Origin of the sequence: Aminicella lysinilytica, assembly GCF_004362975.1 — a bacterium.
In the GTDB taxonomy this organism is placed as follows: Bacteria; Bacillota; Clostridia; order Peptostreptococcales; family Anaerovoracaceae; genus Aminicella; species Aminicella lysinilytica.
The window spans coordinates 1-15173 of the sequence record NZ_SNXO01000043.1 but is presented as its reverse complement, the minus strand read 5'-3'; the positions used below and the strand labels follow the sequence as shown (position 1 = coordinate 15173).

General features: G+C 39.0%; 12 protein-coding genes. 10 read left to right on the top strand and 2 right to left on the bottom strand.

Annotated features, from left to right (window positions below; all coding sequences use genetic code 11):
- Positions 1-1265: IS21 family transposase (gene istA, locus EV211_RS09325; RefSeq protein WP_133529168.1), on the bottom strand; the 1265-nt coding region annotated here is incomplete at its 3' end.
- A 194-nt stretch (positions 1266-1459) separates the two neighbouring features.
- On the opposite strand from istA, the gene EV211_RS09320 reads away from it, so the two are divergent.
- Positions 1460-2128, top strand: a complete 669-nt coding sequence (locus EV211_RS09320; RefSeq protein WP_166635430.1) for a helix-turn-helix transcriptional regulator — start codon at positions 1460-1462, stop codon at positions 2126-2128.
- Between the two features lie 145 nt (positions 2129-2273).
- A complete protein-coding gene (locus tag EV211_RS10770; RefSeq protein ID WP_166635429.1) occupies positions 2274-2432 on the top strand; it encodes a hypothetical protein in 159 nt (52 codons plus the stop codon).
- Between the two features lie 333 nt (positions 2433-2765).
- Here EV211_RS10770 and EV211_RS09315 read toward each other — a convergent pair whose 3' ends face one another.
- Positions 2766-4169 carry a sigma-54 interaction domain-containing protein gene (locus EV211_RS09315; protein ID WP_133529166.1) on the bottom strand — a complete coding sequence of 468 codons (1404 nt, stop codon included), beginning with the start codon at positions 4167-4169 and terminating at the stop codon, positions 2766-2768.
- A gap of 270 nt (positions 4170-4439) precedes the next feature.
- On the opposite strand from EV211_RS09315, the gene EV211_RS09310 reads away from it, so the two are divergent.
- The 8 genes from EV211_RS09310 (at position 4440) to tnpA (ending at position 15145) form a co-directional block, all read left to right on the top strand.
- On the top strand, positions 4440-5216 hold the full coding sequence (locus tag EV211_RS09310) for a dimethylarginine dimethylaminohydrolase family protein (RefSeq protein WP_133529165.1): 777 nt from the start codon (positions 4440-4442) through the stop codon (positions 5214-5216).
- A gap of 24 nt (positions 5217-5240) precedes the next feature.
- Positions 5241-6404 (top strand): aminotransferase class I/II-fold pyridoxal phosphate-dependent enzyme, encoded by a 1164-nt coding sequence (locus EV211_RS09305; RefSeq protein WP_133529164.1) that lies wholly within the window; start codon positions 5241-5243, stop codon positions 6402-6404.
- 74 nt (positions 6405-6478) lie between these two features.
- Entirely contained in the window at positions 6479-7924 is a 1446-nt protein-coding gene (locus EV211_RS09300; protein WP_133529163.1) for a sodium:solute symporter family protein, read from the top strand.
- 9 nt (positions 7925-7933) lie between these two features.
- On the top strand, positions 7934-8860 hold the full coding sequence (locus tag EV211_RS09295) for a 2-hydroxyacid dehydrogenase (protein ID WP_133529162.1): 927 nt from the start codon (positions 7934-7936) through the stop codon (positions 8858-8860).
- 616 nt (positions 8861-9476) lie between these two features.
- Positions 9477-11849 (top strand): glycyl radical protein, encoded by a 2373-nt coding sequence (locus EV211_RS09290; RefSeq protein WP_133529161.1) that lies wholly within the window; start codon positions 9477-9479, stop codon positions 11847-11849.
- A gap of 23 nt (positions 11850-11872) precedes the next feature.
- Positions 11873-12808 (top strand): glycyl-radical enzyme activating protein, encoded by a 936-nt coding sequence (locus EV211_RS09285; RefSeq protein WP_133529160.1) that lies wholly within the window; start codon positions 11873-11875, stop codon positions 12806-12808.
- A 35-nt stretch (positions 12809-12843) separates the two neighbouring features.
- The gene (locus tag EV211_RS09280) at positions 12844-14337 is read left to right on the top strand and encodes an amino acid permease (RefSeq protein WP_133529159.1); all 1494 of its coding nucleotides are present in this window, start codon (positions 12844-12846) and stop codon (positions 14335-14337) included.
- A gap of 451 nt (positions 14338-14788) precedes the next feature.
- Positions 14789-15145, top strand: coding sequence for an IS66 family insertion sequence element accessory protein TnpA (gene tnpA, locus EV211_RS09275; RefSeq protein WP_133529158.1), 357 nt, complete (start codon positions 14789-14791; stop codon positions 15143-15145).
- Positions 15146-15173 lie beyond the last annotated feature (28 nt).

Genomic DNA, 15173 nt, shown 5'->3' with positions numbered 1-15173 from the left:
GTAAAATATGTATCATAGATGGTTTTAAGTTCGGCTCTGCTTTTAAGGGCTTTGGAATTCTTTAAGGCTCCGGGCTTTTTCTTCAGTGTATCGAGGTAGTGATATATGTCGATCTGCATCTGTTGAGAGCCATCTATTTTTTTATGCCTGGCTACCATCCTTGACTTGCTGTACACCATTATCTCGCTCTGATAAGTTTTTACTTTTACCCATTCATCGACCAGATGGTCAGGCACAGAGTAGAAATTGTCCTCCACCTGTATGAGACTGTATTTGCTGACTTTCTGTTTAGTCAACTTCCCGAGTTCATAAGGCGGCTTGTATGGAAGCAGACACTTCTTCTCATCCTCGATACAGGATTCGGCTTTGTTTATCTCCTGCAATCTATCAAGCATATATGCCTGTGCGCTTTCCAGGTCGTCGAATTTGTATTTCTTGGAAAAAATAGCGTTGCGTAACTTCTTTACGCTGGATTCCACATAGCCCTTCTCGTTACCGCTGAAGCAGTTGGTAACATTGATCTCAAAGCCATAGTACAACGAAAGTTTTATCAGATCATCGTTCAGTTCTTTCTCGTTTCTACCTATGAATCTGGTGACTACATTCTTCATATTGTCATAAACTACTTCGCGATATACTCCACCTATCATTTCGAAATACCTTACATGGGAATCCAGGAATACATCTTTCTTCTGATTCGTATACAGATATGCCCATCTGAAGTTTGCTGCGGGCGATGCCAGTACTGCCATGTGATATGTACCTGCAATACCGCCTATGACAAGTTTGACCTCGCCGAAATCATATTCCAGCCTGTCACCAAGTTCATATTCCTGACGTATATATGCCTCTCTCCGTTTGTTCTTTTTTATTCTGATGTAATCAGACAATGTCGAACGTCCTATATCATAGCCGGCAGATATTGCAAGTTCGTGTATCTGAACGCATGTCAGATGTTGCTTATGATTGCCGAGCAGTCTGTTCTTTTCGGCTTCTTCATCAAGAACGCTGTCAACAAAGCCGTCCAGCTCATCTGTGTATTTTCTTGGTACCCGATTCGATATATCATACTTTGGTTCTGATGATACTTCTTCCTGCAATTTTTTGATAAGTTCTGGGTCATCCTCCTGCTCCAGCAAGCGTTGATTCTCGATGTAATCGTTCCAATACTTATCTACCGTTTTACGATTCATACCAGTTTGTCTGGCAATGGATCTGCTTGAAACGCCGTTACGCTTCATGTTGATGATCGTATACTTGTCCATTAATATTAACACTCCTTTTCACCTCCGAGATGAGTATACCTCATTTCGGATATTTGATAAATGAAGTGGACCGTTTTTCAACTGGATTTCTTGCTTTAATGGACCATTTTTAGATTAGCACATACACGGAGCTCAAACTTTTGATTGATGCGGTTTCTTCCTCACGATTTATTACGAGGGAAAAGAGCGATATATTGATCCGGAAGCTTTCGGGATTTGCGAGCAAATATGACGCCGAGAAGTTAGTGCGTCACATCTATACCGCAGAGCGCCTTAAATCTGCCAATGCCGGCATATATTATATAGTGGATTGTATTACCGACAGCATAAACGAAGAGAAAAAGGTTCAGTTTCAGTATTCTGATTACACAGCAGAAAAAGTGAAAGTGCTTCGTCACGACGGCGAACTGTATGTAGTCAGCCCCTATGCCTTGATCTGGGATGATAATCATTATTACATGGTTGGATACTATGATAAGCGTGAAGATATAAATGTTTTCCGCGTGGATAGAATAAACGGCTTGGAAATATCGGATGAAAGGGCAGTTTTGGCACCCGCCAGCTTCAATATCGATGACTTTGCGCAGCAGGTCTTCAATATGTTCACAGGTGAGAAGCAAGAGGTGATTTTGGAATGCCATAATGATCTCATGAAATCTGTTATCGATCAGTTCGGAGAAGATGTCGTAACTTGGAAGATAACGGCTGATACGTTTAGAACAAAAGCATATGTATGTACTAGTCAGACGTTTTATAGTTGGGTATTTCAGTTTGCCGGAAAGATGAAGTTAATATCACCGGGACCGGTGGTGGAAGAGTATAAGAAGATGCTTGAAAAAGCCTTGATGCATATGTCGATATAGAACGATTTGAATATGAAAAACGCAGATGCTGGCTTGGTCGAAAATTATACCAAAGCCAGTTTCTTTTTGGTTAAAAAAGAACATAAGTTTGGCTTTTGCCAGTGCACAGTTTATTATATACCTAACGACTTAAGGATGGTGGCTAATGAAATATGAAATTCAGGCTACAGAAATTGTGGCCATGAAAATATACAAAGAAATGTGCTCGGAAAAAAGAGTTAAGTGTACCGGAGCACAAATGAATGTATTTTTGAGCGGGGGTGCGGACATTACCTTATTTAATAAAATTATAGCATTGAAGTGAGGAGAGTGTGAAGAAATATGAGAGAGTGTACCTTGAGTGTCAGAGTTTGTAATCGAACACTTGGAAGACAAACACCTTCCCGTATTTATTGATTATTGGTATATCTTCTTTCTGGTCAAACTTGAGCCTGATGACTGGGAGCCGTTTCGAAATGCGGATACGCACTACGACCTTTTTAATTGGGTGTGATACCACGAGTTATGGCATACTTTCTCTTGGATTGGCGGCATAAGCAGTCCAAGAAAATGTCTGCATCCCCTATCACCAATTTTAACATTCCTTTTCCTCCATGCGCTGCTGTAACACCATATGGTGTCACAAATTAAATAATCATTACTCTATTTCATATTTAGAGAGCTTATAACGCAAAGTAGGCCGGCTGATTCCTAATTTACTAGCTGCTTCAGTAGTATTTTTACTGTTATTAATAATGTATCTAATAATCTGTTCTTCATACGATTCGACTAGCTCGGTTAGACTATGCCCAGATGTAAGTAATTGCTCATAATGAAGATTGGCATCGTCAAACTCAGTTTGCGGTATAAAGCTCTGATTTTCGCTATCATATATGACATTATCAGGGATGTCACTGATAGTTAAGATATCGTCCGCAGATATATTGAACCCATATTCGACAGCGTTGCGTAGTTCACGAATATTTCCGGGCCATGTATGATTTAACATAACTGCAAGGGCTAAGTCACTATATCCGCTGATATGCCTTCCAGTCGTTCTGTTATATGATTTAATAAAATAGTTTATTAAAACAGGGATATCTGATTTTCGCTCTATTAGATTTGGGAGTCGTAACTGTACGACTCCAAGCCGATAGTATAGGTCACTTCGCATAAGTCCTTCTTCAATGAGGGTTTTTGGATCATGATTTAGCGCAGAGATAATTCGTACATTAATCTTGCGAATCTTTTCGTCCCCTACACGACGGATCTGTTGATCCTCTATGGCCTTTAATATTTTACCTTGAAGCCCAATCTCCATTGAGTTTAGTTCATCCAAAAAAAGGGAACCACCATCAGCAAGTTCGAACAAACCTTTGCGGTCTTCAGCGCCGGTATACGCACCCTTAGAAGTGCCGAATAGAGTGCTCTCAAGCAATCCTATAGGTATGGCGGAACAGTTTTGTGAAATAAATGGCCCGCCCACCCTATGGCTGTGGCTGTGGACCGATTGGGCAACCAGTTCCTTTCCGGTACCCGTATCGCCTATTATCATTACAGGAGAATCACCAGCGGCTATCCTAAGTATCCGCTCTTTGAGACGATCCATCTGCTCGTCTTCGGTAATTATGTCATCTATCCTATATAGATGGTCTCTTTTTGTGTTGAATTCCTTACGACGGTGAATAGTGGTATTGCTCGGTTTCCCTTCTTTATCCAAATACACAGCTCCGCTTATAGCACCGATTATTTTGTCACCTAATCCAATTGGATATGTGCTACAAGAAAAAGTTTTGACATTACCGGTGTAGTCAAGTTGAGTTTGCATCTCTTCAATTATAGGTTCGCCAGTTTTCATGACTTGGAAGACGGAACTCGTTTCGGGCGTCATGTTGGGATAGACTTCAAACAAATGCTTTCCTGTATAACCGATATTCTCGATTGTTTCCTTATCCTCGTTAATAAAAGCTGCATACTCAACGTATCCTTTTTCATTAATAATCAACACAGAATCCATGTTGTCGTATATGCTACTCATTTGCTCTAGATATCCACTAAACATAATTAACCTTCCTTTCAAAGTGTCTTTTCATTCTAACCCGAAGGTGAAATTTTGTAAAGCAAAACGAAAAATTTTTATCGTTTTTGCGATAAAAAGTTTTCTATATATTAATAACTTTCTGTCAATTTAAGCGGATTGCAGATTTTTATTCATGGTGAAATCGCTAAAACCCTTGTAAAGACTAATATGTTGCAATTCAAGAATGAGTTGGCACAATTACTGCTATTAATAACTGCAAAGGATATTACTGATAAATCGGAGGAAAATATTATGAAAAAGTTTAGCCATGTTATTGTACGTCGACCATGCAGAGCCATGGTAGAAGGAATCACTTCTGCGCCTGAATTGGGAAAGCCAGATTATGAGTTAGCTATGAGAGAGCATGATGATTATATTTCCGCATTGAGCAGATGTGACGTTGATATAACCATATTGCCTGCAGATGAGAGATACCCGGATTCATGTTTTGTTGAAGATCCAGCACTAATCACTAAGGCTTGTGCTATTATCACAAATCCTGGTGCCAAGACTAGAAATGGTGAGAAGAACGAGATAATCGGGGCAGTCAGAGAATTCTTCCCTGCAGACAAGATCGAGTATATTCACGACCCTGGAACATTGGAAGGTGGAGACGTAATGATGGCTGGAGATCATTTCTATGTGGGTAGATCAGCTAGAACTAACGAGGAGGGAATCAAACAACTTACAGAGATACTAGCTAAGTATGGAATGACATGTTCGGAAGTAAAACTGGAAGAGGTGCTACACTTAAAGACTGGGGTTAATTATCTAGAGGATAACAACATGCTGGTTTCTGGCGAATTCGTTAATAAGGAAGGTTTTGAAAAATACAACAAATATGAAATCCCTGAGAATGAGGCTTACGCAGCAAATTGCATCTGGGTTAATGGAACCGTAATTGTGCCGGAAGGATATCCAACGGTTTTAGAAACTGTTAAATCACTTGGATATAAGGTTCTGGTTGTAGATACCTCAGAGTATAGAAAGTTAGACGGCGGCTTGTCCTGTTTGTCACTAAGATTTTAATTCAATAAGACAGAGGTGGTAAAAATGATTAAAAATCCATATATAGCAAAAAGACACTGGGAATTTGAAGAAGCAGCTCTTTCCAAAACAAATGAGATGGTTAAGCGGTATGATGATGTCATAGACCTTTCAATCGGTGCACCAGACTACCCCGCTGATCGCGAATGTATTGATTATATGTATAAAGAGGCATTGGCCGGATATACAACTTACACAGAGTTTTTGGGAGATGAAGATTTACGAAGTGCAACTATAGAGCAGTATAAAGAGGATTATGGATTTGAGTTCAATGATGAAGAAATAATTATTACTGCTGGCGGAACACATGCCTTATATCTTACTATGGAGGCACTATTAGATGATGGAGATGAAGTTATAGCAATTGCCCCATATTATATTTATTATAAGCCACAGGTTGAATTACCACATGGTAAACTTATTGTTTACAACACACGACCTGAAAATAATTTCGATGTTGAAGTTGAAGAACTGGAGAAATATATAAGCAGTAGGACCAAAGCTATAATTATAAATTCACCATGTAACCCCAGCGGAAAAGTGTATAGTAGCGAGGATATTAAGTCGATACTTATGCTTGCAGAAAAATATGATTTCTTAGTCATTGCGGATGACATTTATGGAGCATTGAATTATACGGATAATAAGAAACCTATTTGCGCTTACGAATCTCATCCGGATCGAGTTATCACAGTATATAGTTATTCAAAAGATTATTCTATGACGGGGCTTCGGTTGGGACATGTTATTGCCCGCAAAGAGCTTATAGAAACCATGAGAAGGGTCAATGAGGCTGTTACTTTTACAATCAATTCCATGGCTCAGAGGCTTGGTATCTGTGCAATCCACAATAGAAAAGCTATTCAAAAGGGTATCTATGATGAATATTATAAGAGGGCAAAGTATGTATGCGGACGAGTTGCAGATATGAATAATATCAGATGTAATCAGCCTGAAGGGACTTTTTACATTTTTGTGGACATCCGCGAAACTGGTATTAGTTCCATGGATATCTGGGAGAAAATATTAGATGAAGCACATATTCTAGTTTTGCCTGGCAGTGGGTTTGGTCCGGCTGGTGAAGGATTCGTTAGAATAGCCTGTACAGTAAGTGTGGATATATTAAAAGAAGCATTTGATAGACTTGAAAAGATGGATATATTCAAATAAACATAGTTTCCTGGTATAATGACATTGAAAGTCATAATCCGGGATTCTGATCGATCTGTGAAAGGAGAACAGAAATGGGAGTTATTGATTATATAATATTAGCGCTGTATATGGCAGCCATGCTGGGTATAGGGTTTATAGCAAAAGGTCGCATTAATAACATGGACGACTTTATTTTAGGAGGTAGACGTTTTAATAAGTTCGCGCTGGTAGGTACTATTTTGGCCACAATGGTAGGCTCTGGCATGACAATGGGAGCGGCTGGTAATGTGTATTCATACGGAGCTACAGGAACTACCTTATGGGTTTATGCAGGATTCGCAATTGGCCTTATTACTTTGGGCTTTATGAGCAAAGCAATACGTGAAACAAATGCTAGAAGTTTAGCTGAAATAGTATCCAAATCATTTGGTGTTCATTCAAGATTAGCAGCGGCGATAGTTGTAGTTTTGTACGCAGTTTGTCTGGTTGCAATCAATATTGCAGGATTGAGGACAATAATCATATATGTTTTTGGAGATCATATCACATTATCAATTCCATTAGCTACAGCAATTGCAGCATTGATTGCTATTACGTATACGGCCATGGGCGGCTTTTATGCAGTAGTATGGACCGATGTGGCCCAGCTTGCGATAATGATACTAGGAGTATTTATTATAGGGCCGATTGTTGGTATTCACATGATAGACGGTGGCCTTGAGACAATTACAACTGCATATACCAATGCTGGGAGTTCACTGACAAATCCTTTGGTAAATGGATTCTCATCAGCAAGTCTTGGATTTATGCTGTCGTATTTCTTGGCTTGCCCGGGAGATCCAACCATGCCACAAAGGGTATTATCGGCGAAGGACGATCATACTTCCAAAGTATCGTTTATAACATCAGGAGTTATTGCAATTTATTTTGGAATCGCAATGCTTATAATTGGTGGCGCTATATATGTGTTGATGCCAAACATCGATGTTGCGGATTCAGTACTTCCTGCATTTATCATGAAGTATTATCCGCCAGTAATTAAAGGAATTACGATGGCTGGTCTTATAGCGGCTATTATGTCGTCGTTTGATTCGTTCTTAATTTTGTCCACTACACATATTATGTATGATATTGGAAGGATTGTTAAACCGGATCTCAAGGATTCAACAATAGCCAAAGCATTGCCATATCTTACAGTAGCTATGGGAATAGCCGGGATTATAGTGGCATTGTTCATTACAAGTCTGCTTAGTTATTTAGCTATGGTATTTTCGATAGTTGGTGCGGCATTGGTACCTGTACTATTTGCTTCACTTTATTTTAAAACAAAAACATCTAAAATAGCAGCGACGGCAAGTATCATCGTAGGCGCAGTAGTACCAGCGGTACTGTACTTAACAGTTGGCTATAATGTTCTCCTAGGGGATCCCGTATTTATTGGATTAATTGCTTCAACAACTGTAATCATAGGAGGATCATTGATATTGAAGGATAAACCGACGCAAGAAGAGATTGAAGCTAATATGAAAGTTAGTTAGGAGAATAGAATGAAAATATGTATTATCGACTCAAAATCATTTATAAGCCGTCCCGAGCTTTTAGAACCACTCTATTCTATTGGGGATGTTGACTTATATGATGGAATACCAAAGGATAAGTTCGAAGTGGTAGATAGAGGAAAAGATGCAGATATTATAGCATTTGGGATGATGCAGTTTAGTCATGAAATGATTGACAGGTTGGAGAAATTGAAGATTTTGCAATTTATTGGAACTGGAGTCAACAATTTTGTGGATATGGATTATGCTAAATCCAAAGGGATAAAAGTTTTGGGGATAGAAGGCTATGGCAGTAATGCAGTTGCCGAGTTTGCGTTGTCAATGGCACTGGCGTTGAATCGTAAAATACCAATAGCCAATCGACGTGTTAAGAATAAGGAATGGTCTATAGAAGGTTTGCAAGGCGGAGAAATTGCGGGTTCTACTGTGGGGGTTATTGGCACAGGTAACATAGGACAACTAGTGGCAGAAAAGTACAGCGCATTAGGCGCAAGAGTAATCGCTTGCGATATATTCGAAAATGAGTTGTTGAAAAGTGAAGGGGTGCCATATGTTACTATGGATGAAATATTTAGGAAGTCAGATATAGTAACGCTACATATGAAAGTTACTGATGAAAACAAGTATGGGATCGGAAAGAATATGTTCGATGTAATGAAGCCGGGGTCACTATTTGTAAATGTAGCTAGAGCAGAACTAGTGGATCCTAATGATCTATTTCAAGCACTAGTGAATGATAAATTGGGTGGAGCTGCAGTGGATGTTTACTATGATGAACCACCAGCAGCATCTGATTATAGATTAGCTTCACTGTCTAATGTAATCGCTACTCCACATATTGGCTATGACACTAAGGAGGCAATTGACAATTCTATTAAACTTACTGTCCAGTCTATTGTTGAAGCAGTAGGATAGACTTATTGCGATATAGACCCATAAAGGCTCATTTCATGTAAGGAGGTCACTACATTAGAGCAAACATAGTGACCTCTATTATAATAATTAAATTTGCCTGTGGTATTTCGGTGAGAGGAAAACTAGAATACCTCGATTACTTATTGAAAGATAAAAATTATGTAGAATAAGAGAATAAGGAAACCTATACCAATGATTAATGGACCGAAGAAAGGATTGCCTAGTCTTTTGCACTCTACTAGTTGAATTATGTCAGATACAAGAAAACATAGAATACATACACATGATGTTATTATACTTAGTGATGCTCCTAAATAAATGTGCTGCGCATATAACAAAAAAGTTGGGATTAAAGCAATCATTATTCCTAAAGCTATGAAAGCGTTGCGTGTTTTTTTCATCTGTGTTTACTCCTATTAACCTTTTTTTATATTATAACAAATCATAAAATGTCAGGCTATTATTTTGCATTGATACAGCAAATAAATCAAATAATATAGCTTAAAAGTTATTGAGTCTGACTTGATAAAATTATAACATGAAGAAAAGCAGTAAGATAATTAATAAAACCATTTCTGCATATTACTAGATTCTAAATATAAGAGGAGGTGTATTTATGCTAAATCAGCGAATTCAAAAAATGAGGAATAAACTTTGGGATACGAGACCTTGTGTAACATCTGAGAGGCTTGTTCTTCAAACAGAAGCATACAAAAGATTTGCAGGGGATGCTACGCCCATTTTCCGAGCCGAAGTTATAAAATACATAATGGAAAATATGACTACACTAATTATGGATGATGAACTTATTGTAGGTACTGCTACTAACAAGTACAGAGGTGCTAATTTACACCCTGAATTTCAGTCAAGTTCATGGTATGTTAGTGATATAGACGATTTCCCTGTAAGGACTAAGGATCCCTACGATCTTTCTGCTGAAGATAGAGAAATCATTCTTAATACGCTACCTTATTGGGAAGGAAAATCAATGGAAGATGCATCAAAGACTTTACTCCCAAAGCATACTGAAGAATGTATTCAGGATGATATCATTACTGTAGGTTTGAGGAATGGTGTTTCTGGTGAGACAACATGTGACCATGATAAATTACTTAAAATTGGCATTAAAGGATATATTGAAGAGTGTCAAGAAAACATCAAAAATGTAAAGGGAACATCACGTGAGTCAAGGGAATGCATGAACTTTTGGAAAGCATGCATTATTCAGTGTGAAGGTTTGATTAAATATGCTCATAGAATGGCAGATGAAGCCGATAAACAGGCAAGAGAGTGTACGGATGTGAAAAGAAAAAGGGAACTGATGACCATTGCTGAAAACTGTAGAATTGTCCCTGAAAATCCTCCAAATACTTTTCAACAGGCTTTGCAACTAGTATGGTTTGTTCATGTATATTTCCACATTGAAGTTTGTACAACAGCTAATGGATTTGGTAGATTCGATCAGTATATGTGGCCTTATTACGAGAAGGATGTAATAAAAGACAAAATAATTACTGAGGATGAAGCTCTTGAAATGCTTGAGTGCTTATATTTAAAGGCATGCGAGGTATATGAATTCAGAGATAAATGGTACGCAACATCTTTTGCAGGGTATCCTATGTGGGAAATACTTGTAGTTGGCGGGCAGACACCAGAGGGAAAAGACGCAACTAATGACCTTTCATATATGTGCTTGGAGGCTGCTAATCAACTGAAAACAACACAGCCCGTGATGGCAGTAAGAGTGTGGGATGGAACGCCTGAGAAATTGATTCAGAAGGGGTGTAGGATGATTCAAGATGGGCAGGCTAATCCTGGATTTTTCAATGATAATGCTGCTATGAAAATGACGCTCGGAAAAGGTTGTACTATTGAAGAAGCAAGAGACTGGACCATAGTGGGATGCATACAGCCAGGCCCAGGAGGCGGTTCTACAGACGGCTCTCCTGATGCTGGGTATGTGAATATGGGTAAAATGATAGAATTTGTTCTTCATAATGGAATAGATCCGGCAACAGGTAAGTTAATGGGGCTTCAAACTGGAGATCCTAGAAACTTTAAAGACATTAATGAATTTAAAGAGGCACTAAAGAAACAGATACTTCATCATTATAAACTCATAGCTGAAGGTTATAATATTATGCAAAGCGTGCATATGATTAAATACCCAGTAATCTTTGCTTCAATGGTTACCAAAGGGTGCGTTGAGAGTGGCAAATCCGTGCAGGAAGGTGGTGCAAAATACTCTACTGCTGGTTTGTTTGTTACTGGAGCAGCCAATATGGCTGACTCAATTGTTGCTATTGAAAAATGTGTTTATGAAGATAAAGACATGACTATGGATCAGTTGATCAATGCTTTGGATAATAATTTTAACGGTGAGGAGAGAATGAGGCAGTTACTCCTTAACAAACCTGAGAAATTTGGCAATGATAGTGAACATGTAGATAGCGTATATCGAGAAATGATGCATTTCATTGCTGATAATGTTCAACAGTGGCCAGATGCAAGAGGAGGGCACTACTCTTTCAATGTACATTCACAGACGGTAAATGTATCTCATGGCGCAGTAACTGGTGCTACGCCTGATGGAAGGCTTTCTGGAGAAGCCTTTTGTGATAATGCATCTCCAATGATGGGAAGAGATATAAGCGGACCTACAGCTACTGTAAAATCGGTTGCTTCAATGAGGCAGGAAGATTTTCATGATGGGGCACTATTCAATTTAAGATTTGATCCTAAAGGAGTTGCAGGAGAAAAGGGACTAAGAAGCATTGAGGGTATTATAAAGACATATTTTAAATTTGGAGGAGAGCACATTCAAATTAATGTTGTTGACGACGAAACATTGAAAAAAGCTCAAATAAATCCTGAAAATTATAAAGGACTTATGGTGAGAGTGGCAGGATACATGGCCTACTTCACCGAATTGGATAAGAGTGCTCAGGATACGATTATTTATAGAACTACTCATTTTAAACAGGCATAAACAAATTATATTGAGGAATCGAGATGGCAAATAGACCTATAAAAGCTTTAATAGGCGGAATACAGAAATTTTCGACTGAGGATGGGCCGGGTATTAGAACGACAGTATTTATTAAGGGATGTCCTTTGAACTGTCAGTGGTGCCACAATCCTGAACTTATCAATTTTGATCAGGAGATCATTCAGATGCCAAACAATTGCATTAAGTGTGGGGTTTGCATTGAACAATGTCCTGAAAAGGCTATTTTTGTCAATAAAGAAGAACAAGTGGACATTAATAGAGAATTGTGCAATAAGTGTATGCTGTGCGTCAAAAATTGCTATGCGAATGCATTACAGCTTGTTGCAAAAGAGATGTCAGTTCAGGAAGTATTAGAACAAGTTCAACAAGATAAAGCTTTTTACACGAATACTGGCGGTGGACTAACAATTAGTGGGGGTGAAATGCTAGCTCAACCAGCTTTTTCAAAAGAACTGATTTTGGAATCAGCCAAAAGAGGGATAGATGTTTGTCTTGATACATCAGGATATGGAGATGGCGATTTACTGGAAGAAATGGCTAGAATGTCTAATGTTACCGATATCCTTTATGACATGAAATGTATCGATTCGAAGAAACATCTCCAACTTACAGGCAATGATAATAAGATAATTCTTGAAAATCTTAAAATAATTGCGAGAAATATGGGACTTAGAGAAAAATTACAGATGAGGATGCCTTTGATAAGTCACGTTAATGATACTGATGAAATCATAAGTTTGACAGCGGATTTTTATAGGGCTAATCATATTAAGAGGGTTACTTTACTACCATATCATAATCTTGGAGTATCTAAAGAACAACATATAGGAGGGCTTCAAGAAACATTTGAGGCCCCATCTGATGATAGCATTGATAAAATCAAAAGGTACTTTGAGGATTATGCACATATGCAAGTGGAAATCCTTGGTAAACTCTAGTTATATTCTACTGGTTAGTAAGAGAGGAGAAATTTATGAGTACTGAAACTCAGACAAATGACCTTAAAAGAGGACTTAAAGGCCGGCATCTAACAATGATAGCCATAGGCGGCTCCATCGGTACAGGTTTATTTTTGGCAATGGGTGGAACAATCAGAGACGCTGGACCTGGAGGAGCAATGGTTGCCTATGCTATTATGGGCATAGTAGTCTACTTTATGATGACTGCATTGGGTGAAATGGCTACAAGGCTTCCTATACCAAGCGCATTTACAGCTTATGCAAATAGATTTGTGGATACTGCGTGGGGTTTCACTAATGGATGGTCGTATTGGTTTGGAAGTTCAATGACAGTAGCGGCAGAACTTATTGCCGGAGCAATTATTATCAAATATTGGTTTCCGGGATCTAGTTCGACATTGTGGGCAGTATTGTTCTTGGCAATTCTGCTAGCTCTGAATCTATTCTCTGTAAAAGGCTTTGGTGAGGCTGAATACTGGTTCGCAGGAATCAAAGTTGTTGTTACTGTAATCTTTCTAATAGTAGGAGTCCTTATGATTGTTGGCATCATGAACGCTGGAGAAGAGGCAGGATTCCACAATTGGACATTAGATGCTGGCAATGGTCAGAAAGCACCATTCTTAAATGGAATAGGTGGCATTGTGGGCATATTCATGGTAGCGGCCTTCTCTTTCTCTAACACGGAACTAGTAGGACTGACCGCTGCTGAATCAGAGAACCCTAGTAAAGATGTTCCCAAGGCAATAAAGAGCGTTTTTTGGAGATTGCTGATATTCTATCTAGGCACAATTTTCATCGTGGCAACATTGATTCCATTTACTGAGCCTTCATTACTTGATGCCTCAGAATCAAATGTTGCAGCAGCACCGTTCACGATTATTTTTAGAAATGCGGGATTGGCAGCAGCAGCGTCGTTAATGAACGCTGTAATACTAACATCGGTATTATCTTGCGGGAATTCCTCTATGTATGCGGCTTCTAGAACAATGCAGGGAATGGCAGAGAAAGGTGATGCACCTAAATTTTTCGCTAAGATATCTAGCCGTGGTGTGCCTGTTAGGGCGGTTTTGCTAACAGCATTTATCGCCATGTTTGCTTTTGTTGCATCACTAATAGGTGATGGCGTTGCATATACCGCAGCGTATTATCTCTGCGGAATCGCTGGAGTATATAACTGGTTAACTATTAGTGTATCACATTACAGATTCAGAAAAGGTTGGATAATACAAGGACATTCTTTAGATGAATTAGAATACAAATCTCCTTTCTACCCGTTTGGGTCGTGGTTTTGCATAATCGTTTGTGTGCTTGTATGCTTTGGCGCAAATTGGTGGGTATTCCAGGCATTTAATTGGTTTGATTTCATAACATGCTATGGTATTATCCCTATATCAATAGTTATGTTCTTTGTATACAAAAAGGTGAAGGGTAGTAAATGGGTCAAATACGAAGATATGGACTTTACACAGCCAGAAGACATGGACAGAAGTAAAATATCTGAAATTTAATTTGCTAAAAATAAATCTTAATCATAAAAGGGCTGATGCTTTGTGCAACAGCTCTTTTTTAGTATGACGGGCATGCCGTCAATCTGTGGTGAAAGTCCATGTGGGGCGTAGTTGCCGACGAACCCCAAAAGCGATTTGCAAGTTTCACATCGTGAGGTGTGGGAGAGAAGAAGCAATAGCGAAATCGTAGCCTGACGAACAGAAACCTAATATTAAGGCTTGCAGAAGGGATAAACTGACTAAGAGTAGTGAAGTCCAAAAGGCAATCGTAACTTCCGTAAGTAAATTAGGCAGGTAGACGAGGAAAGATTGGCGAGCTTATCCCGTGAGGTCTCATAGACGTAAGTGGTAAACCACATGTACCTGTTCAAAGTTGCTTGAGTTTGAGATAATGTTACTAGCAAAAACTGTGAACCCAGTTTTCACGAGCTGGTGAACGAAGGAGGCAACAATGGACACTCAACTTGCGAAACAAAATGTACGTATGGCTCAGTGGGCAGCTATCATCAAAGATAGGGTATCGTCTGGGCTGACTATCAATGAATATTGTTCTGAGCGAGGCCTATCGAGAGATGCATATTACTACTGGCTTAGTAAAATCAGAAAGTCAGCCATAGATAACAATCCTACTGCATTTGCTGAGCTGACTCCACCGAAGGACGAAGCTAAATCAATTACGGCTGAAACACACGTTGACTTCAATGCACAGGTGGAGCTTGATGTAGCAGGCGTACGCATTGCTATCAACGAGTCTACACCAAGAGATTTGTTGAAGATGGTGTTGGAGGTGGTTTCCGATGCTGAATGATGCGCATGGCCTGGACCATGTATATATC

Coding starts and splice junctions, on each gene's coding strand:
- EV211_RS09280 (WP_133529159.1), top strand. CDS start 12,844: ATGAGTACTGAAACTCAGACAAATGACCTTAAAAGAGGACTTAAAGGC.
- EV211_RS09315 (WP_133529166.1), bottom strand. CDS start 4,169: ATGTTTAGTGGATATCTAGAGCAAATGAGTAGCATATACGACAACATG.
- EV211_RS09285 (WP_133529160.1), top strand. CDS start 11,873: ATGGCAAATAGACCTATAAAAGCTTTAATAGGCGGAATACAGAAATTT.
- EV211_RS09305 (WP_133529164.1), top strand. CDS start 5,241: ATGATTAAAAATCCATATATAGCAAAAAGACACTGGGAATTTGAAGAA.
- EV211_RS09310 (WP_133529165.1), top strand. CDS start 4,440: ATGAAAAAGTTTAGCCATGTTATTGTACGTCGACCATGCAGAGCCATG.
- EV211_RS09290 (WP_133529161.1), top strand. CDS start 9,477: ATGCTAAATCAGCGAATTCAAAAAATGAGGAATAAACTTTGGGATACG.
- EV211_RS09295 (WP_133529162.1), top strand. CDS start 7,934: ATGAAAATATGTATTATCGACTCAAAATCATTTATAAGCCGTCCCGAG.
- EV211_RS10770 (WP_166635429.1), top strand. CDS start 2,274: ATGAAATATGAAATTCAGGCTACAGAAATTGTGGCCATGAAAATATAC.
- tnpA (WP_133529158.1), top strand. CDS start 14,789: ATGGACACTCAACTTGCGAAACAAAATGTACGTATGGCTCAGTGGGCA.
- EV211_RS09300 (WP_133529163.1), top strand. CDS start 6,479: ATGGGAGTTATTGATTATATAATATTAGCGCTGTATATGGCAGCCATG.